Below are 17,291 nucleotides of genomic sequence, written 5' to 3'. Positions count from 1 at the left end.
GCGCTTCCTTGGAGGCGTCGACCCTGAAAATCGGATTTTACTTCAGGGCAGTGGCCAAGACAAACCGGGTAACTGCCTACTTGGTTTACGCCGGCCGCCGGCGGCGCTGTGACGCAAGCAGCACGAACAGCAACAAGGCCGGAATGCCTATCAAACCGGCGCCGATGAAGAACAAGGCATAGGCCTCCATCAGCCCCACATGCGCCGCGAGGCTCTCCACAACGGTTCCCGAGAACCCCTTCAAGAGCTTGCCGAATACCGTGTAGGCGGAACTTAAGAGGGCGTACTGCGTCGCGGTATAACCAATAGTAGTCAGGCTTGACATATAGGTGACAAGGGTCACCCCCGCCATGGCGATCCCAAAATTGTCCGCGGCCATGACCGTCGCAAATACCACCGGGTCGTGCGTATAGGGCAGGATCGCGTACGCGATGGTGCCAAGGATCTGGGCTGAGCCTCCGACCAGGAGTGCGCCGATCCGTCCCAGCTTGAGCACCAGGAACCCTCCGGCGGCGACTCCGGCGAACACCGCCACCAGGCCGAATGTTCCGCGCACCGCTCCGACGGTGTCCTTGCTCAGGCCGATGTCGTGATAGAGCGGATTGGTCATTGGGCCCATCACGAAATTGGGCAGCTGGAACAGGCTGATCGCCAGCAGCATCAGGGCCGCGCTGGCGCCGTGCGTCTGGAAGAAGGTGACGAACGGATTGACGATGGAATCGAGCAGCCCATTGAGCGAGCCCTTCACCAGCACCGGTGCCGACGGTTTGCCTTTTGCGACCGGCTCCGCTGCCATCAGGCAGCCGGCCAGTCCAACCGCCATCAGTGCGCCGTAGATGACATAGGACGCGTTCCAGCCGAGGCGGCTTGCCACCAGAAGGATGATCGCCTCGCTTGCCAGAAGGGCGGCGCGATAGCCGAAGGTGTAGGACGAGGTCATCACCCCGAGTTCTTCGGGATTGCGGGCGGTCTCGATCCGCCAGGCATCGATGGTGACGTCCTGGGTTGCCGATGAGAATGCCACCACCAGCGCCAATATGCCGAGGGTCACGAGACCATGGCTGAGCCCGACCGTGCCCATCGCCGCAAGGCCCAGCGCGACGACGATCTGCATCAGGATCATCCAGGACCGCCGCCGTCCCAGCCATGCCAAGACCGGAACGCTGGTGCGATCGATGATCGGCGCCCAGAGGAATTTGAAGGTGTAGGCGAACCCGACCCAGGTGATGAAGCCGATCGCCTTCAGGGACGTGCCCTCATCGCGCAGCCAATACCCGAGCGTATTGGCCACCAGCATGAACGGCAGGCCGCTCGAAAAGCCAAGGGTGAGCATGACGAGGTTCTGCCGTTCGAGATAAACGGCAAACGGTCGGCGCGGAGCTGTGCTCATGCCACCGAGCGTCCGGGGAAGCGGTCGGGGAAAAAGGCTGCGAACATGTCATCAAGCTGCGTTGGTTCGACGGGTTTGGTGAGAAAACCATCCATACCCGCCTCACGGCAAGCCCGACGTCCGGTTTCGAGCACATCGGCGGTCAGCGCGATCACCGGCGTCCGCGCCCGTCCCTCCTTGGTCTCGAAGGCGCGCACCGCCTTGGTCGCCTCGATGCCGTCCATGCCCGGCATATGAATGTCGGTGAGGACGAGGTCGAATTGCTCTTCGCGCATCGCCTGGACCACGCCCTCGCCGCTGGTGACATGGGTGAAGCTGTGGCCGCGGCGCTTGAGCAATTCCTTGGTGAGCAAGGCGTTGATCGGGTTATCTTCGGCGAGCAGGACATGGCAGCCGCTGCCGGCCAGCTCCGGCCGCGAGATGGTGGTGTTGAGGGCCGGGCGGCTGGGCGCCATCGCGATGTCGCCAACCCGCGCGATCAGGGTGATCTGGCGCACCGGTTTAACCAGGAAGCCGTCAAACCCGCGCATGCGATCCTCGGCCGAGGCGGCATGGGCGGCCGGCGACAGCATCAGATAGCTGCGGACCGACGGCATCGGCGGCGACATCGGCATCGGCTCCGGCTCGCAGCCGCCGTCGATCAACAGCACGTCGGCAATGCGCAGGCCATTTTCGGTCAGGGATACCGGCGTGGCGCCGGCCGCCTCGAGCTGGGCAATCAGACCCTCGCGCAGGATTGGATTGCGCGACAGGACGGCGACACTCTTGCCGGCCAGCGCTTGGCCGAACTGGGGCGCTGCCAGCGCGCCCACTGCCGGAATCGTGAACCAGAAGATGCTGCCGCCGGCCGGCCCGGGATCAAGCCCGATCTCGCCGCCCATCGCCGCCACCAACCGCTTGGAAATGGCCAGCCCAAGCCCGGTGCCTTCGAATTTGCGCCCATGGCTGGAATCGGCCTGGACGAATTCCTCGAAGATCTCCTTGCGCTTATGTTCCGGCACTCCGATGCCGGTATCGCGGACCTCAAATCGCAGAAAGACGCGGTCCGCCTTCTCGATGGCCGACACCCGGATGCTGACGCCGCCGCACTCGGTGAATTTGACCGCATTGCCGACCAGATTGATCAGCACCTGCCGGAGGCGCATGCGATCGGAGCGGATGGCAATCGGCACATCGGGCGCCGCTGCGGCGACGAGTTCGATGCCTTTGGCGTGACCGCGCGGCGCCAGCAGCTCTGCCACCCCTTCGATCAGGGGGCGGATCTCGGTGTCTTCCTCTTCCAGGCTGAGATTGCCGGATTCGATCTTGGAGAAATCCAGGATGTCGCCGATCAGGGTGAGGAGAGTTTCGCCCGACTGCTTGATCGCTTCGGCATAGGTGCGCTGTTCCGGCTTCAGCTCGGTTTCCAGCAGCAGCCGCGCCATGCCGAGTACGCCATTCATAGGCGTGCGGATTTCATGGCTCATGGTGGCGAGAAAGCCGGATTTGGCGCGCGAGGCCGCTTCCGCCTTGTCGCGGGCCTCAGTCAGGGCCTCTTCCAACGCCTTGCGCTCGCTGATGTCGCGCCCGACGCTTTGCACTTCCACCAGCCGTCCGAGGCTGTCGCGGATGGCATAATCCTCCCACGCCAGCCAGCGCCAGCCATAGGCGGTGCGCACATGCTGGTCATAGCGGGCGCGGGCGTGGCCGGTCTCGAGACCGCCGAAGCTGCCGAAAAACGGCGCCCGGCTCTCGGGGTGGAGTTCGGGGGCAAAGGGCTTGCCGATGGCGGTCTGGGGGTTGAGCCCGAATAGCCGGAAGAAGGCGTCGTTGCCGTAGGTCAGGGTCGAATCAGGCGCCCGGCGGAAAATGGCATCACCCTGGGCGTCGACCAGCCCCTTGTAGCGGATTTCGCTCTGGTTCAGCTGGGCATTGGCGGCGGCCGCGGTCTGCAGCGATTTGTGCAGGCGTTGGGCGTTAGCGAGAAGCTGCTGGGCCTGGCGGTCAGCGGTCTCGTTCTGGGCCCGCATCGCCGCGAAACTGTTCAGGACGTAGGCGATCAGGACCGTGATCAGAGCGGCCAGCGCCCACGGCTGGAACCATTGCGGACGGCCGTGCATGATCAAGTCGCAAAGCGATGCGACCAGCAGGGCCAGTGCGGCCAAGCCGAAGACGGTCCGGACGATGCGCAGGGCCATAAACCACTCCCCCGGAAACTAAGCCGCAGGTCCGGTTGCGAAAGCCTTAAGACCGTTCGCATCAAGCGAATTTTGAACGGCGTTCAAGGACTTGAGACCCATTTCGAGGCGACCTTCCGTAGCCGTAGCCGTTCATTTCCGCTCCTGTCACAAAAGCTTCGCAGAACTGTGATGCTGGTTGCACCAAGGCCGGACGTGATGCCTTGGGGCAGGTGAGGGGGTCGGGACCAGGGCGACCGGTCTTCGCGCGCCGCTGCTGCCAAGGACGCGCACGATGGCTGATGTCGCTTGTGAATCGAATCCAATGACCGTCTCCCAATCCAAGATTGCCGCCGTCAAACGCAGTGGCGCGGGCGATTTCCGTTTTCATCTCCTGACGTTTTCCGCCGCCGCTCTCGTAGTGGTGGTCTTCCTCGGCATGATGGTAGCCTTGACCGACGGCGCCTGGCTGTCGATCCGCACCTTTGGCTGGGGCTTTCTCACGTCCCAGAAATGGAACCCAGTGACCGAGCAGTTCGGCGCCCTGGCGTCGATTTACGGTACGGTGGTGACCTCGGTGCTGGCGATGCTGCTGGCGGTCCCGGTCGGTGTCGGTATCGCCATTTTCCTCACCGAGATCTGCCCGCGGGCGCTGCGTCGCCCGATCGGCATTGCCATCGAGCTGCTCGCCGGTATTCCCTCGATCGTCTACGGCATCTGGGGCTTGTTCGTGTTTGCCCCGTTCTTCCAGGAGCACATCCAGCCGTGGATCGTCGACGCCGTGGTCGACATTCCCATCCTGCAGACGATCTTCGAAGGCCCGCCTTATGGCATCGGTGTCGCCACCGCCGCGTTCATTCTCTCGATCATGATCCTGCCGTTCATTTCGGCGGTGACGCGCGACGTGTTCGACACCGTGCCGTCGACACTGAAGGAATCGGCTTACGCCATGGGCTGCACCACCTGGGAGGTGGTGTGGCATGTCGTGCTGCCGTTCTCCCGCGCTGGCGTTGTCGGCGGGGCGATGCTGGCCCTGGGTCGGGCGCTCGGCGAAACCATGGCGGTCACCTTCGTGATCGGCAATTCGCACCGCATCCATGCTTCGCTGTTCGCGCCGGGCACGACGATTTCGGCGACCGTCGCCAACGAGTTCACCGAGGCCGTCGGCGATGTCTATCATTCCGCGCTCATCGAGTCCGGCTTGATCCTGTTCTTCATCAGCTTTGTGGTGCTGGCATCGGCCCAGGTCATGCTGCGCCTCCTGCATAAGCGCGCCGGAGGCGTGACCGGATGACCACCGCGATCAACAAGCGCATCTACAACGGCCGCAAGCGCTCCAACGGCTTCTTCCTGACGCTGTCGGCGCTGGCGGCCGTGTTCGGCCTCATCTGGCTGGCGCTGATCCTTTACGCCCTGATCGTCAACGGCCTGTCGGGCATGAGCCTTGATGTCTTCACCAAGAACACCTCGCCGCCGGGCGAACCGGGAGGGCTTGCCAACGCCATCATCGGCAGCGTGATGATGAGTTCCATCGCGGTTGCCGCCGGCACGCCGATCGGCATTCTCGCCGGCACCTACCTCGCCGAATACGGCCGCTATTCCAAGCTGTCCGATGCGGTCCGCTTCATCAACGATATCCTGTTGTCGGCGCCCTCGATCCTGATCGGCTTGTTCGTCTATGTTTTCGTCGTCGCCCCGTTGCACAGCTTCTCGGGCTGGGCGGGTGCGGCGGCCTTGACCGTGATCGTCATCCCGGTGGTGGTGCGCACGACCGAAAACATGCTGCTGCTGGTTCCCAACGGACTGCGCGAAGCCGCCACCGCGATGGGGGCGCCTCATTCCGCCGTCATCCGGATGGTGACCTGGCGCGCGGCGCGGGCCGGCATCGTCACCGGTGTGCTGCTGGCGATCGCGCGCATCTCTGGCGAGACGGCGCCGCTGCTGCTCACCGTGCTGTCCAACCAGTTTCCCAGCTACGACCTTTCCCATCCGATCGCGAGCCTGCCGGTTATCATCTACAACTACGCGATGAATGCGTATGAGGACTGGCGCAAGCTGGCCTGGGCCGGCGCGCTCCTCATCACCATCGCAGTGCTGACGCTTTCGATCATCGCCCGCATCCTCGAGTCCTCCAGGAAGAATTAGCCCGAGAAAGTTCGCATAATGGACGCCGTCGTCACCGAAAAAGCCAAGCTCGCGGTCAACAACCTGAACTTCTATTACGGCTCCTTCCAGGGCCTGAAGAACGTGACGGTGCCGCTCTACGATCGCAAGGTCACGGCCTTCATCGGCCCGTCGGGCTGCGGAAAGTCGACGCTGCTGCGGGTCTTGAACCGCATCTACATGCTGTACCCCAACCAGCGCGCCGAGGGCGAAGTGCTGCTCGACGACGAAGACATCCTGAAAGGCAAGCAAGACCTCAACCTGTTGCGCGCCCGCGTCGGCATGGTGTTCCAGAAGCCAACCCCGTTTCCGATGACGATCTGGGACAACGTCGCCTTCGGCATCAAGCTCTACGAGCGTCTGCCGCGCTCCGAACTCGAAGGCCGGGTGGAAGATGCACTGCAGCGCGCCGCCCTCTGGGGTGAGGTCAAGGACAAGCTGAAGGAATCCGGCTTGTCGCTGTCGGGCGGCCAACAGCAGCGCCTCTGCATCGCCCGCACTGTGGCGACGCGTCCCGAGGTGATTTTGTTCGACGAACCATGTTCGGCGCTCGATCCAATCTCGACCGCGAAAATCGAAGAACTGATCGACGAACTGGTGAAGGACTACACGATCGTCATCGTCACCCACAACATGCAGCAGGCCTCGCGCACTTCGGACTACACCGCCTTCATGTATCTCGGCGAGATGATCGAGTTCGACAACACCGAAAAGGTTTTCACGGCGCCATCGAACAAGAAGACCGAGCAGTATATTACCGGCCGCTTCGGCTGATCCGTCAGGAATAGTCGTCGGCTGTCGTCCTATCGCGCAGCGGAGTCTCGGCGACCGCGTTCAGCGCCAGGCTGGCGATCACCGCGACCGCGAGATTGATCGTCAGCGCCGCCACTGCCGCATAACAGGGCGCGGTGGTGCCGAACAGGTCGAGCGGATAGACCGCCGATTTGAACCCGGATTGCGCCACCATCCAAGTACCGGTCGCGATTCCTGCCGCCCAGCCGGCGAGCAATGCCGAGGGGCGCAGTCGTCGCGTGTAAAGCCCCAGCATCACCGCCGGCAGCGTCTGGCTGATCCAAACCCCGCCGAGCAGCTGCAGCGTAATGGCGTAGGTCTGCGGCAGCAGGATGATGAAGACGAGGCCGCCGGCCTTGACCACCAGCGAGGCGATCCGCGCGGTGCGGCTTTCCTCGGTGGCACTCATGTTGGGGCGGACATATTCGCGCCAGATGTTGCGGGTGAAGAGATTGGCCGAGGCAATCGACATGATCGCGGCCGGCACCAGCGCGCCGATACCGATGGCGGCAAAGGCGACGCCGATGAGCCAGGACGGGAAGCTGTCAAGGATCAGCGCCGGCACTGCGAAATTTGGTCCGAACGCGGCAAAACCGGCGGCGTATTGCGGCATCGATTTGACGCCCGCCGCGGCCGCCATAACGCCCATCAACGCTATCGCGCCGAGCGCCAGCGAATAGACCGGCATGACGACGGCGTTACGCTTGATGACGTCGCGCCCCGAGGCGGCGAGGATGCCGGTCACCGAATGAGGATAGAGCAGCAACGCCAGCGCCGATCCCAAGGCCAAGGTGGCATACCCGGAAAATGCGCCGAGGCTGGCGTGCGGCGGTGGCGGCAGCACGGCGGTCGTTTTCACGACTGCAAAGATGTGTCCGAAGCCGCCGAGCCTGGCCGGAATGATGAGGAACACCGCAACCACGGTGCCGTAGATGAGGATGTCCTTGACTACTGCGATCATGGCCGGCGCTCGCAGGCCGCTCGAATAGGTGTAGGCGGCCAGTATCGCGAAGGCGATCAGCAGCGGCAGGTCGATCACGAACCCGCCGATATGGGTGCTCAGGTTGAGGCCGAGGGCAGCGATCACCACTTCGATGCCGACGAGCTGCAGCGCGATATAAGGCATGGTGGCGACGATGCCGGTCAGCGCTACGGCCAGCGCCAACGAGCGGTGTCCAAAGCGGGCGCGGACGAAATCGGCGGCGGTGATGAAGCCGTGGCGATGGCAGACCGACCACAGCCGCGGGAACACCGTGAACAACAGCGGCCATACCAGCACGGTGTAGGGCATGGCGAAAAAGCCGGTCGCCCCCGCCCCGAACAGAAGCGCCGGCACTGCGATGAAGGTATAGGCGGTATATAGGTCACCGCCGAGCAGGAACCAGCTGATGACGGTGCCGAACCGCCGCCCGCCAAGGCCCCATTCGTGCAGTTCGTTGAGATTGCCGCGCCGCCAGCCCGCCGCCACGAACCCCAGGACCGTGACCAGCGCGAACAGGGTCACGAATATTGTCACCGCGACCGGATCGGTCGTCATTGCCGGTCTCTCCGGTCGAGCAGATAGACGATCCCGGTCAGTGCGGCAGTGATCCCCACCCAGGCCAACTGGTACCAATAGAAAAACGGAATACCGGCAAGCGTGGGCTCAATACGATTGTAATGGGATACCCACAGCAGCAGGAGCGGCGCCAGCAGCAGCACATAGTACCAACGCATCGCGCACCCCCAAATGATCGGCGCACGGAATGATTAGGGTATTCCCGGCGTCTCGCCAAGCGGGCACGAGGCTTCCGTCGCGGCGGTTGGCTAATGCAGGTGGGTGAGCCGCCGGAAATTCAGCGCTTCGGCGATGTGGACGCGCTTGACGGTATCGTTGCCGGCAAGATCGGCAATGGTGCGGGCAACGCGCAAGACGCGGTGATAGCCGCGCGCGGTCAGCTTCATGACATCGGCGGCCCTGGTCAGGAGTTCCACACCCAGCGGCTCCGGCGTCGCGACGCGGTCCAGCAATTGGCCCTCGGCTTGGGCATTGACCCGCACGTCGCAGCTTTCATAGCGCACCCGCTGGCGGTCACGCGCGGCCGCCACCCGGGCCGCGATTTCCGTACTGCCTTCGGCCGGCGGCGGCAGTGTCAAGTCCGACGCCGAAACGCCCGGTACCTCGACGTGGATGTCGATGCGATCGAACATCGGGCCGGAAATTTTCGACTGGTACTCCTGGGCACATTTGGGCGCGCGGGCGCAGGCTTGGGCCGGATCGCTGAGATAGCCGCAGCGGCACGGATTCATCGCCGCGACGAGCTGGAAGCGAGCCGGGTAGCGCACATGTGCATTGGCGCGGGCGACGATCGCTTCGCCGGTCTCGATCGGCTGACGCAGGCTGTCGAGCACGGCACGCTGGAACTCGGGCAGTTCGTCGAGAAACAGCACCCCCAGATGCGCCAGGCTGACTTCGCCCGGTTTCACCTTCAATCCGCCACCGACAAGCGCCGCCATCGAGGCGGAATGATGCGGCGAGCGGAACGGGCGCCGCCGCGAAATCGTGCCGCCGGGAAGCTCGCCGGCGAGCGATTGGACCATCGAAATCTCAAGCGCCTCGCGGGCATCGAGGGGAGGCAGCAAGCCGGGCAGGCGTTGGGCGAGCATCGATTTGCCGGCGCCGGGGGGGCCGATCATCAGCATGTTGTGGCCGCCTGCGGCTGCGATCTCGAGCGCACGCTTGGCAGTTTCCTGACCTTTGACGTCTTTCAGGTCGGGGACCGACGGCCCGTCGTCGGCCAGCTTTGCCGTCGGACGGTTCAGCACCTGAACACCGCGCACGTGATTGACGAGCGCGATCAGTGACGGCGTTGCGATGATATCGACATCGCCGGCCCAGGCCGCTTCCGGTCCGCACGCTGCCGGGCAGATCAGGCCGCGGCTTTGCGCCGACGCCGCGATCGCCGCCGGCAGGACGCCGGTAACCGCGATCACCTGGGCATCGAGCGACAGCTCGCCGAGTGCCACATAGTGTTCCATCTCGCTCGCCGGCAACACGCCCATCGCCGCGAGCAGTCCGAGCGCGATCGGCAGATCGTAATGGCTGCCTTCCTTGGGCAAGTCGGCCGGTGCGAGATTCACCGTCACGCGCCGAAACGGCATCGACAAGCCGACCGCCGACAAGGCGACGCGGACACGCTCGCGCGATTCCGCCACCGCTTTGTCGGCGAGACCGACAATGGTGAACTGGCCACCGCCGCCATCGGAGATATGCACCTGCACGTCGACTTCGCGGGCGTCGATGCCCTGGAAGGCGACGGTGAAGATGTGCGCGACGGTCACGGCAGCAGCAACCCCGCTGCAATGCCGGCGAGACAGAGGCGCACCAGCCATGCCAGGCCGGCAGCGAATGCCAGCCACAAATCCATTTTGATGAACTGGAAGGCGGTCAGGAGGAACGCCGCCGGTGCGAAGAAGGCGAGAAGGCCGATGGCGAGACCGTGCACCACGCCATGGCCGCCGCTGAGCTGGCACAGCAGCACCACGCCGGTGGTCGCGATGAAGCCGAGCAGTACGGTCCATACCTTGGCTGGTCCGGTTTCGCGGTCTCGGATCGCCGGCCACCACACTTCGGGATAATTGCCGCGCGCTTCCCGGAACAAGACGCTCAGAAACAGCCAGTCGGCCACAACCGCCAAGCTGCCGGCGACCAGGATCGCAGCCAGCACCATGTCATCCCCTCGCTCTCGTGCCGTGCACCATATCCCGCTTCGTTCCGCCTTGCACGGCCTTGCGCGTACGCACCGCGGCGGGGAGCGACGTATTTTCTGCTAGACTTGGCCGGTCCAGGCGGGGGTGTTCGATGAGCAAGCTGATCAGGGCATTGGTGGGGGCGTTGTGGCTGGTCGGGGCCGCCCACGCCGACATGATATCGTCCAGCGATCCGGCCAAGGTGCCGCACAGCATCTGGGACGTCGCCACCGATGGGACCGTCACTCATCGCCAGTCCGAATTGGTATGTCCGGTGAGCGTCAACGGTTTCCAGCGCAACAAGATGACACTCTACGATGCGGTCGGCCTCGACGTGTCATGCGGTTACAACAGTTCGCGCGGCTGGGTCACGGTCTATCTTACCCGCCTAGGCCCGATGAACCTTGCGGCCGCGTTTGACGACGCCAAGCGGCAGTTGCTGCAGAACTCGCCCGCGGCCCAGGTGTTGCCCGATGCCGATCAAAAGACCTTCGCCGGGGCAGAGACCTATCTGCATCTCATCTACATACAAAAGAACGGCGCCGAGCGGACCGGCATCTGGATGACCGAGTTCTCGGGCTGGAAGTTCGAATTCCGCGCCACCTACGAGCCGGGCGCCGAAGCCGAGATATTCGACGAGATGGCCGAAATCGCCCGCCGGGCCGTCGCCAATGCGGGGACGCATCTGGCGTTGTGCGCAAAATCCGATGTCCCGCTGCGGGGCGGTTCGCCGCTCACCGATGAGAAAGATCGTGCCGCGGTCGGTTTGGCGGCAGGCGCGGTTTTGCTGGCGGACACGCTGCCGGAAACCCAGGACCGGCCCAAGCCCGAACAGCCCGAGGTCTGGTGCGCCGAACGCATGGTGACCGGCTTCAAGATTCCGATCCTGTTATGGCACGCGGTGACGGCCGACGGGAAAACGCAGAACTTTGACCGCGTGTCGGTTTCGACCTACGGCGACTCGCCGATGCTGGTATCGAGCGCGGGACGAGCGGGGCTGGTTTTCGACGAGATCAAGAACGACGGCACCACCCATTTCGTGGTCACGCTGCAGAATGGCGACGATTTGCTGGTGTTTGGCGCCTGGTCGGGACGTCCCAGCGGCGACGACCTCGGCCGGCTGATCCAGGACTTCTTTGACCACACCGCCAAGCCGCTGGCGGCGGTGAACATCAAGACCAAGACGATCACGATGTTTCAGGCGCCGAAATAACTAGACCGGCTTCGCATGCTGGCGGACCCAGTCGGCGAGACCATATTCGTCGAATTCGCCTTCGGCGAGCGACAGGAACGTCAACACGGCATTACTCTGTTCGGCGACCAGCTTCAGGCCATTCAGGCGTAAGAACAGGCCGCAGGCAATAAACGCGATCCGCTTGTTGCCGTCGACAAATGCGTGATTCTTGGCGAGGCCAAAAGCGTAGGCGGCGGCAAGTCGAGGAATATCATCAACATTCTCGTCCGCGTACAGATTGCGCGGTCGGGCCAACGCGGATTCGAAAAGGCCTTCATCGCGCAAGCCATCAGCTCCGCCATGCTCGGCAATGCTCTCACCATGCAGCAGCTTGAGGACATCGGCGCGAACCCAAGTTGGATCGCTCATTTGGCCAACGCTCGCAACGCATCGCGATATTCACGCATAACCTCGCGGCCCGCATCCACCTGCTTTTCCAGTTCGGGGTCATAGGGTGTCAGGCAAATGCCGTTCGGGCCCTCGGTCACGAACAGGGTGTCGCCCTTGTCCGCTTTCAGACGGGCCAGAAGTTCGCGCGGGAACACTGCGCCCACGGAATTGCCGATTGAAGTCAATTTCAATTTGACGTTCATCGCTGTTCTCACGTTTGTTATAACATCACGTTATAACATCCATTCGAACAACATAACCAAATTCTCAGCCGAGAATAGGGTTCTCGTCCGGATTTCGGCTTAACTATTTGAATTCATTACTCCGGCGCCAGCACGACCCGGATGCCGTCAAGCTCTTCCGAGCACACGAGCTGGCAGGACAGGCGGGAATTGGGCTGCACCGCCAGCGCCATATCCAGCATATCGGTTTCCATGTCGGCGGGCGGGTTCAGTTTTTCGTACCAGCCGTCTTCGACATAGACCTGACAGGTGGCGCAGGCACAGGCCCCGCCGCATTCGGCCGCAACCGGCAGGCCGGCGTCGCGCAGCATTTCCATGATCGTCCAGCCTTCGCGGCCTTCGATCTCGTGTTGTTTGCCGTCGCGGTCGGTCGCGTAGATCTTCATGATGACTTGTTCCCTGGCAGGCGGCCGCGCTTATAGCGCAAGGCGCCGCGCTGTGCCTTTGAAATCGTCAGCCGTTGACGCCGAGTTTCTTCTGCAGGTTCGACGACGACGTCGTGTACTGGAACCGCAGCTTTTCGCCCGGCCGGCAGATGTGGAATGCCGCCTGCGCCATCAGCGCCGCCTCGTGGAAGCCCGACAGGATCAGCTTCAGCTTGCCGGGATAGGTGATGATATCGCCGATGCCAAAGATGCCCGGCTGTTCACTCTCGAACTTGGCGGTATCGACCTGAATCAGGTTTTCGTGCAGGCCGATGCCAAACTCGGCGATCGGGCCGAGCTTGATGGTAAGGCCGAAGAACGGCAGGAAGGTTTCGGCGTCGATCTGCCATTCCTTCTTGTCGTGGCCTTGAAGGGTTGCGGCCATCAAGATGCCGCCGTTGCCGTGCAGCGCCTTCACCGAAGCGACGTGGAAATTGACCTTTCCGGCCGCCACCAGCTCCCGCATCTGATTGACCGAGTGCTGCTGGGCGCGGAAGCCGTCACGGTGATGGACCAGCGTCAGGCTCTTGGCGATCGGCGCCAGGTTGAGCGTCCAGTCGAGGGCGCTGTCGCCGCCGCCGGCGATCAACACATGCTTATCGCGGAACGCTTCCATCTTGCGCACGGCATAATGGACCGAGGTGCCTTCAAAGGCTTCGATGCCGGGAATGGGCGGGCGTTTGGGCACGAACGAGCCGGCGCCGGCCGCAATCACGATTACCGGGGCCAGCAGTTCCTTGCCGGCGTCGGTGGTCAGCTTCCAGCGGCCATCGGGCAATTTGGTCAGGCCGGCGGCCATCTCGCCATGATGGAAGGTGGCCCCGAACGGCTTGATTTGTTCCAGCAGCCGGTCGACCAGCTCCTGACCAGTCACCACCGGCAAGGCCGGGATGTCGTAGATCGGCTTTTCGGGATAAAGCTCGGTACACTGGCCGCCGGGACGGTCCAGGATGTCGATCAGGTGGGCCTTGAGGTCGAGAAGGCCGAGTTCAAATACGGCGAACAGGCCGGCGGGGCCGGCTCCGATGATCACGACATCGGTTTCGATGGGTCCAGACATTTGATTTTACTGACTTCCCCAGTTATTCCCTCGGCGTCACCCAGCGTATAATTGTAAAAAGTCCAACTTGCAACAACTCAACGGCTGCTGGTTAGAGTTATACCTCAAGCTGGCGCACATCCCGACACCGGAAGGTGATTTTGCCGTCCATTACCGCCACTCGCAGGACCTCATGGCAGCCCAAGATCAAAAGATAAAGTCGGCAGATCAATGCCTTAACATGACTGACCTGCGTGTTGAAATCGACCGCTTGGACCGGGCGCTGGTGGCGCTGCTGGCCGAGCGCCAGCGCTATATCGAACGGGCCGCCAAGATCAAAGCCCATCGCGATGATATCCGCGACGAAACCCGCATCGCCGATGTGCTCGCCAAGGTCACGGCCACGGCTGAGCGCGCCGGCCTCAAGGCCGAGATCGCCGTAGCGGTGTGGCGCGAACTGATGGAACGCTCCATCGCGCTCGAAATGGACCGCTTCGAAGAGCTTCAACGCTTCAAATAGGAGCGGATGAAAGTTTGCACGTCGGCGGAACTGGCGGCTAAGGTACGCACGGCGAGTGAGGCGTTGCCGCGATCGCGGATCGGATCGATCGGCTCGGCCGCCGCCGCCGCGTTGGCGAAATCGAAGGCGCCGATGCCGCGCGCGGCCCCTTTCAGGGTGTGGGTGATATCCTTCCAGCCCTTGGCATCCTGGCTGTCGAGGATGAACTGCAGTTTGCCGACCATCTCCGTGATCTGATTGTCGAACAGGTTCAGCACTTCGGCATTGAGCGTCTCGTCGCCGCCGGTGTAGCGGGACAGATGTTGCAGATCGACGGCCGGCTTCATCGGCATTTTCCCCGAAAAGACGGCCGACAGCATCGCCGATCCGGGTCAATTGCCGGTTAATGCTCCGTCGAACGGGAAGGCAGTCGCAGGAACGCTGAACAGTGCGCAGTGGAAATAGAGGACGGCCCCGAATACGGCGACGGCGACGCTCATCCGCCAGTCGACGATCTCCGGCGCCACGAACCGATTGCGCTTCGTGGCGATGGCGGCAAACGGGATCACCGACGTTTTGGCGGCAATCTTGGCCCACTGGCGCGGCTGGCGGCGTTCCACTTTGCGGTCGATGGCTCGGGTGCCGAACACCGCCAGGATCAGGAAGGTGGCAAAAAAGATCGTCGCCGCCAGCGTCCCTGTGGCGGCAAGGTGGAAGGCGGCCCATACGCTCACGCCGATCAGAAACGGGTGTCGGGTGACGCGCAGGATACCGTCGATGTGGGCCAGCTCCTGCCCGGCCGAGGTCGGATTACGGCGCAAAACGCCCGGAACCGCGAGCAGGAAAGCCGCTGCGACCAGCACCACGCCGAACATTTTCAAGGCGGGCGGCGGCACGAACAGAACAGTGTTTGCAGAGCTGATACTGGCGCCGTTGTAGGCGATGCAAAGCCAGACGATGGCGAGCAGCGACGCCATGGCGAACAGCGGAATGTAGACTTTTTTGCCGATTTTGGCGGTGATCCAGTCGCGCAGCACCGTTCCGGACACCAACAGGTGGATACCCAGGAAGCTTGCCGCCGCGGCGATCAGATTTGTCATCCCCCACTCCAACAATTTGCTCACGTTATCCCGAGGAAAACCGCAATCCTCCCCTCGCGCTACCATCGGCAGCATGGTTAAACTTAGCCCTTCCCCAGGCCGAGGAAAGTCCATGGCGACGCCGTCCGTTACTCCGCCGACCCTTGTTCAGCCCACCGAGATCCCACCAGGCGCCGAGTTCGTGCGGGAGCAGCCCAAGCACGATTTGAGCGCCATGGTTGGCCAAATTGCGGCCGCGACCCTGGCGGTATTCTGGGCCGGTACGGCGGCGGCGTTCTTCTGGGGCTGGTACGAGAAGATGTCGGCGACCGCCTTCGGTCTGCCCGAGTTCGCCATCGCCTTGTCGGTGACGGTGGTGCCGCCGTGTCTGTTCATCATCATCGCCTGGATGCTGTCGCGCGGCTATCAGTTGTCGATGAGTGCCGAACTTCTTGCCGAGGCCACCGATCGGCTGTTCACCGCCGACGAGACTGCCTCGCGCACCGCTGCCCGCTTGGGTCGCGCCGTCCGTCGCGAACTTGACGCCTTGAATGCCGGTCTCGACGGCGCCTTCACCCGGCTGCGGGCCTTGGAAAGCGTGCTCGAGAACCAGATTGCCGCCCTCGACGAAGCCGGCGCCCGGGTCGATGTCCGAGGCGAGGCGCTCGCCACCCGCCTGATGCAGGAGCGCGAACGGATCGAAGGCGTTGCCGCCAGCCTGGGCGATTCCGCCACCCGCGCCGCCGAAGCCGTGGCCGGGCGTTCGGCCCAGCTCAAAGCGACGATCGAAGCGGCTGAAACCGGCCTCAAGGCCGCCGGCCAGACCCTCGATGTCCAGGCCGCCAATTTCCGCCAGGCGGCCGGCGCCGCCGCCGATGCCCCGCACGCCGCCGCCGTCGAACTCGACAAGCAGGCAAAGCGCATTGAATCCGTCGCTGATGCCGCCATGGCGCGGGCTGAATTCGTACTCGGCCGGCAGGAACGTCATCGCGCCGCCATGACCGATCTGATGCAGCGCCTGAAAGAAGATTCGTCGGCCTTCGAACAGGCGCTTGGCAGCCAGCGCGCCACCCTCGAACAGTCGATCACCGCCTTCACCATCGAAACCAAGAAGTTCGAAACCATGACTGGCGATGCCGAGCACGATCTCGAACTGATCATGGCCGGCGCCTCGATGCGCACCGCCCAGCTGGCGCAGAGCTTCGCCAAGGAAGCCGACCGGCTGAAGGAAATCGGCGATGCCGCCAACAACACCATTGCCCATTTGATCGGCGCGCTGCAGGAAGCGGGCGTCGGCGCCCAGACCCTGATTGGTGAAACTGCCGGCCAGGCCAAGGCCGACGCCAAGGCGCTGGTGGGTGAGGCAATGGCCGAATGCGAACGGCTGCTGCGCACCGCCGGCGAGTTGTCGACGGAAACCAACGAAATCCGCAGCGCCTTGTCGGATGCCGTCACCGAAGTCGAAAAGCACCTGCTCGATCTGCCCAAGGTCGCTCAGCAGGAGGCTCAGCGCGTCCGCCAGATGGTGCGCAGCGAGACCGAGGAAATCCTCGATCTGTCGGCGCGCACCCTGGCCACAATCCATGCCCGTTCGGCGTCGCAGAACACCCCGCGCGAGCCCCAAGCCAGCGAAACGACGAGCGCCTCCGAACACGACGGCCTCAGGGGCTTGGCCCGCAAGCTGACCTCGCGCCCGGCCAAAAAAGCCGAGGAGTCGAAAGGCAAGTGGCAGATGTCGGCGTTGCTCGCCGCGGCCGATGATTCCTCGAAAAAAGATCTGCGTCCTGCGGCCGCTGCCGCCCTCGGGGCGTTGCAGGCGGCACTCAACGACATGGCGATCGATCTGGCCGCCATTTCCGCCGACGTCCAGCCGCACGAGGACGAATGGCGCCGCTATCTCGCCGGCGACCGGGCGGTGTTTGCCAGGAAGCTCGCCAACACGCTCGATGAAGACACGGTGCATCGCATCACCACGCTCTATCGCGACAATGCCCGCTTCCGCGATGCCGCCAACGTTTTCATGCAGGAATTCGAAGCGCTGCACACCCGCGCCCGCCAAGGCGATGGCGGCGGCCTGTTGGCGCCGACCATCCTGTCGTCCGACACCGGCAAGATCTATCTCACCATCGCCTACGCGCTCGGGCGCCTGTAGG

The 17,291-nt window shown here is 63.4% G+C and carries 18 protein-coding genes; 6 read left to right on the top strand and 12 right to left on the bottom strand.

Features of this window, described 5'->3' with window-relative positions:
* Positions 1-85: 85 nt before the first annotated feature.
* Both AC1P6P_RS15715 and AC1P6P_RS15710 read right to left on the bottom strand, forming a co-directional pair.
* The gene (locus tag AC1P6P_RS15715) at positions 86-1,390 is read right to left on the bottom strand and encodes an AmpG family muropeptide MFS transporter (protein ID WP_481403386.1); all 1,305 of its coding nucleotides are present in this window, start codon (positions 1,388-1,390) and stop codon (positions 86-88) included.
* Positions 1,387-3,567, bottom strand: a complete 2,181-nt coding sequence (locus AC1P6P_RS15710; RefSeq protein ID WP_481403385.1) for a PAS domain-containing hybrid sensor histidine kinase/response regulator — start codon at positions 3,565-3,567, stop codon at positions 1,387-1,389. The genes AC1P6P_RS15715 and AC1P6P_RS15710 overlap by 4 nt, the downstream gene beginning before the upstream one ends.
* Before the next feature lie 304 nt (positions 3,568-3,871).
* On the opposite strand from AC1P6P_RS15710, the gene pstC reads away from it, so the two are divergent.
* Genes pstC through pstB form a run of 3 tightly spaced genes read left to right on the top strand, consistent with a single transcriptional unit; the run spans position 3,872 to position 6,483 of the window.
* Positions 3,872-4,840, top strand: a complete 969-nt coding sequence (gene pstC, locus AC1P6P_RS15705; protein WP_481403384.1) for a phosphate ABC transporter permease subunit PstC — start codon at positions 3,872-3,874, stop codon at positions 4,838-4,840.
* Complete coding sequence (gene pstA, locus AC1P6P_RS15700) at positions 4,837-5,691, top strand: phosphate ABC transporter permease PstA (RefSeq protein WP_481403383.1); 855 nt, start codon at positions 4,837-4,839, stop codon at positions 5,689-5,691. Before pstC ends, pstA begins: the two co-directional genes overlap by 4 nt.
* Positions 5,692-5,709: 18 nt before the next feature.
* Positions 5,710-6,483, top strand: coding sequence for a phosphate ABC transporter ATP-binding protein PstB (pstB, locus tag AC1P6P_RS15695; RefSeq protein ID WP_481403382.1), 774 nt, complete (start codon positions 5,710-5,712; stop codon positions 6,481-6,483).
* A gap of 4 nt (positions 6,484-6,487) precedes the next feature.
* On the opposite strand, the gene mctP is transcribed toward pstB, so the two are convergent.
* From mctP to AC1P6P_RS15675, 4 genes are all read right to left on the bottom strand, one after another.
* Positions 6,488-8,038 carry a monocarboxylate uptake permease MctP gene (gene mctP / locus AC1P6P_RS15690; RefSeq protein ID WP_481403381.1) on the bottom strand — a complete coding sequence of 517 codons (1,551 nt, stop codon included), beginning with the start codon at positions 8,036-8,038 and terminating at the stop codon, positions 6,488-6,490.
* Positions 8,035-8,217 carry a DUF3311 domain-containing protein gene (locus tag AC1P6P_RS15685; RefSeq protein WP_481403380.1) on the bottom strand — a complete coding sequence of 61 codons (183 nt, stop codon included), beginning with the start codon at positions 8,215-8,217 and terminating at the stop codon, positions 8,035-8,037. The genes mctP and AC1P6P_RS15685 overlap by 4 nt, the downstream gene beginning before the upstream one ends.
* Before the next feature lie 90 nt (positions 8,218-8,307).
* Positions 8,308-9,822, bottom strand: coding sequence for a YifB family Mg chelatase-like AAA ATPase (locus tag AC1P6P_RS15680; RefSeq protein ID WP_481403379.1), 1,515 nt, complete (start codon positions 9,820-9,822; stop codon positions 8,308-8,310).
* Complete coding sequence (locus AC1P6P_RS15675; protein WP_481403378.1) at positions 9,819-10,211, bottom strand: hypothetical protein; 393 nt, start codon at positions 10,209-10,211, stop codon at positions 9,819-9,821. Before AC1P6P_RS15675 ends, AC1P6P_RS15680 begins: the two co-directional genes overlap by 4 nt.
* A gap of 131 nt (positions 10,212-10,342) precedes the next feature.
* Between AC1P6P_RS15675 and AC1P6P_RS15670 the strand changes: the two genes are divergently transcribed.
* Positions 10,343-11,443 carry a hypothetical protein gene (locus tag AC1P6P_RS15670; RefSeq protein ID WP_481403377.1) on the top strand — a complete coding sequence of 367 codons (1,101 nt, stop codon included), beginning with the start codon at positions 10,343-10,345 and terminating at the stop codon, positions 11,441-11,443.
* On the opposite strand, the gene AC1P6P_RS15665 is transcribed toward AC1P6P_RS15670, so the two are convergent.
* From AC1P6P_RS15665 to AC1P6P_RS15650, 4 genes are all read right to left on the bottom strand, one after another.
* Positions 11,444-11,833, bottom strand: coding sequence for a type II toxin-antitoxin system death-on-curing family toxin (locus AC1P6P_RS15665; RefSeq protein WP_481403376.1), 390 nt, complete (start codon positions 11,831-11,833; stop codon positions 11,444-11,446).
* Positions 11,830-12,057: an AbrB/MazE/SpoVT family DNA-binding domain-containing protein gene (locus AC1P6P_RS15660; RefSeq protein ID WP_481403375.1), complete on the bottom strand. Its 228-nt coding sequence runs from the start codon at positions 12,055-12,057 to the stop codon at positions 11,830-11,832. The genes AC1P6P_RS15665 and AC1P6P_RS15660 overlap by 4 nt, the downstream gene beginning before the upstream one ends.
* A gap of 116 nt (positions 12,058-12,173) precedes the next feature.
* The gene (locus AC1P6P_RS15655) at positions 12,174-12,482 is read right to left on the bottom strand and encodes a 2Fe-2S iron-sulfur cluster-binding protein (RefSeq protein WP_481403374.1); all 309 of its coding nucleotides are present in this window, start codon (positions 12,480-12,482) and stop codon (positions 12,174-12,176) included.
* A gap of 67 nt (positions 12,483-12,549) precedes the next feature.
* Complete coding sequence (locus AC1P6P_RS15650; RefSeq protein ID WP_481403373.1) at positions 12,550-13,581, bottom strand: NAD(P)/FAD-dependent oxidoreductase; 1,032 nt, start codon at positions 13,579-13,581, stop codon at positions 12,550-12,552.
* A 67-nt stretch (positions 13,582-13,648) separates the two neighbouring features.
* On the opposite strand from AC1P6P_RS15650, the gene AC1P6P_RS15645 reads away from it, so the two are divergent.
* Complete coding sequence (locus AC1P6P_RS15645; protein ID WP_481403372.1) at positions 13,649-14,080, top strand: chorismate mutase; 432 nt, start codon at positions 13,649-13,651, stop codon at positions 14,078-14,080.
* Here the strand turns inward: AC1P6P_RS15645 and AC1P6P_RS15640 are convergent.
* Entirely contained in the window at positions 14,065-14,406 is a 342-nt protein-coding gene (locus AC1P6P_RS15640) for an Hpt domain-containing protein (protein WP_481403371.1), read from the bottom strand. The two genes, AC1P6P_RS15645 and AC1P6P_RS15640, sit on opposite strands and share 16 nt — an antisense overlap.
* Positions 14,407-14,451: 45 nt before the next feature.
* Positions 14,452-15,159: an NnrU family protein gene (locus AC1P6P_RS15635; RefSeq protein ID WP_481403370.1), complete on the bottom strand. Its 708-nt coding sequence runs from the start codon at positions 15,157-15,159 to the stop codon at positions 14,452-14,454.
* A 112-nt stretch (positions 15,160-15,271) separates the two neighbouring features.
* Here AC1P6P_RS15635 and AC1P6P_RS15630 point away from each other — a divergent pair, with 112 nt between their 5' ends.
* Positions 15,272-17,290, top strand: a complete 2,019-nt coding sequence (locus AC1P6P_RS15630; protein ID WP_481403369.1) for a hypothetical protein — start codon at positions 15,272-15,274, stop codon at positions 17,288-17,290.
* The last annotated feature ends 1 nt before the right edge of the window (position 17,291 follow it).

This window comes from Rhizomicrobium sp. (assembly GCF_056722145.1).
Note: the sequence above shows the minus strand (reverse complement) of the source record. Positions and strands in the feature narration are given on the sequence as shown.

Coding starts and splice junctions, on each gene's coding strand:
- AC1P6P_RS15715 (WP_481403386.1), bottom strand. CDS start 1,390: ATGAGCACAGCTCCGCGCCGACCGTTTGCCGTTTATCTCGAACGGCAG.
- AC1P6P_RS15710 (WP_481403385.1), bottom strand. CDS start 3,567: ATGGCCCTGCGCATCGTCCGGACCGTCTTCGGCTTGGCCGCACTGGCC.
- pstC (WP_481403384.1), top strand. CDS start 3,872: ATGACCGTCTCCCAATCCAAGATTGCCGCCGTCAAACGCAGTGGCGCG.
- pstA (WP_481403383.1), top strand. CDS start 4,837: ATGACCACCGCGATCAACAAGCGCATCTACAACGGCCGCAAGCGCTCC.
- pstB (WP_481403382.1), top strand. CDS start 5,710: ATGGACGCCGTCGTCACCGAAAAAGCCAAGCTCGCGGTCAACAACCTG.
- mctP (WP_481403381.1), bottom strand. CDS start 8,038: ATGACGACCGATCCGGTCGCGGTGACAATATTCGTGACCCTGTTCGCG.
- AC1P6P_RS15685 (WP_481403380.1), bottom strand. CDS start 8,217: ATGCGTTGGTACTATGTGCTGCTGCTGGCGCCGCTCCTGCTGCTGTGG.
- AC1P6P_RS15675 (WP_481403378.1), bottom strand. CDS start 10,211: ATGGTGCTGGCTGCGATCCTGGTCGCCGGCAGCTTGGCGGTTGTGGCC.
- AC1P6P_RS15670 (WP_481403377.1), top strand. CDS start 10,343: ATGAGCAAGCTGATCAGGGCATTGGTGGGGGCGTTGTGGCTGGTCGGG.
- AC1P6P_RS15665 (WP_481403376.1), bottom strand. CDS start 11,833: ATGAGCGATCCAACTTGGGTTCGCGCCGATGTCCTCAAGCTGCTGCAT.
- AC1P6P_RS15660 (WP_481403375.1), bottom strand. CDS start 12,057: ATGAACGTCAAATTGAAATTGACTTCAATCGGCAATTCCGTGGGCGCA.
- AC1P6P_RS15655 (WP_481403374.1), bottom strand. CDS start 12,482: ATGAAGATCTACGCGACCGACCGCGACGGCAAACAACACGAGATCGAA.
- AC1P6P_RS15650 (WP_481403373.1), bottom strand. CDS start 13,581: ATGTCTGGACCCATCGAAACCGATGTCGTGATCATCGGAGCCGGCCCC.
- AC1P6P_RS15640 (WP_481403371.1), bottom strand. CDS start 14,406: ATGAAGCCGGCCGTCGATCTGCAACATCTGTCCCGCTACACCGGCGGC.
- AC1P6P_RS15635 (WP_481403370.1), bottom strand. CDS start 15,159: ATGACAAATCTGATCGCCGCGGCGGCAAGCTTCCTGGGTATCCACCTG.
- AC1P6P_RS15630 (WP_481403369.1), top strand. CDS start 15,272: ATGGCGACGCCGTCCGTTACTCCGCCGACCCTTGTTCAGCCCACCGAG.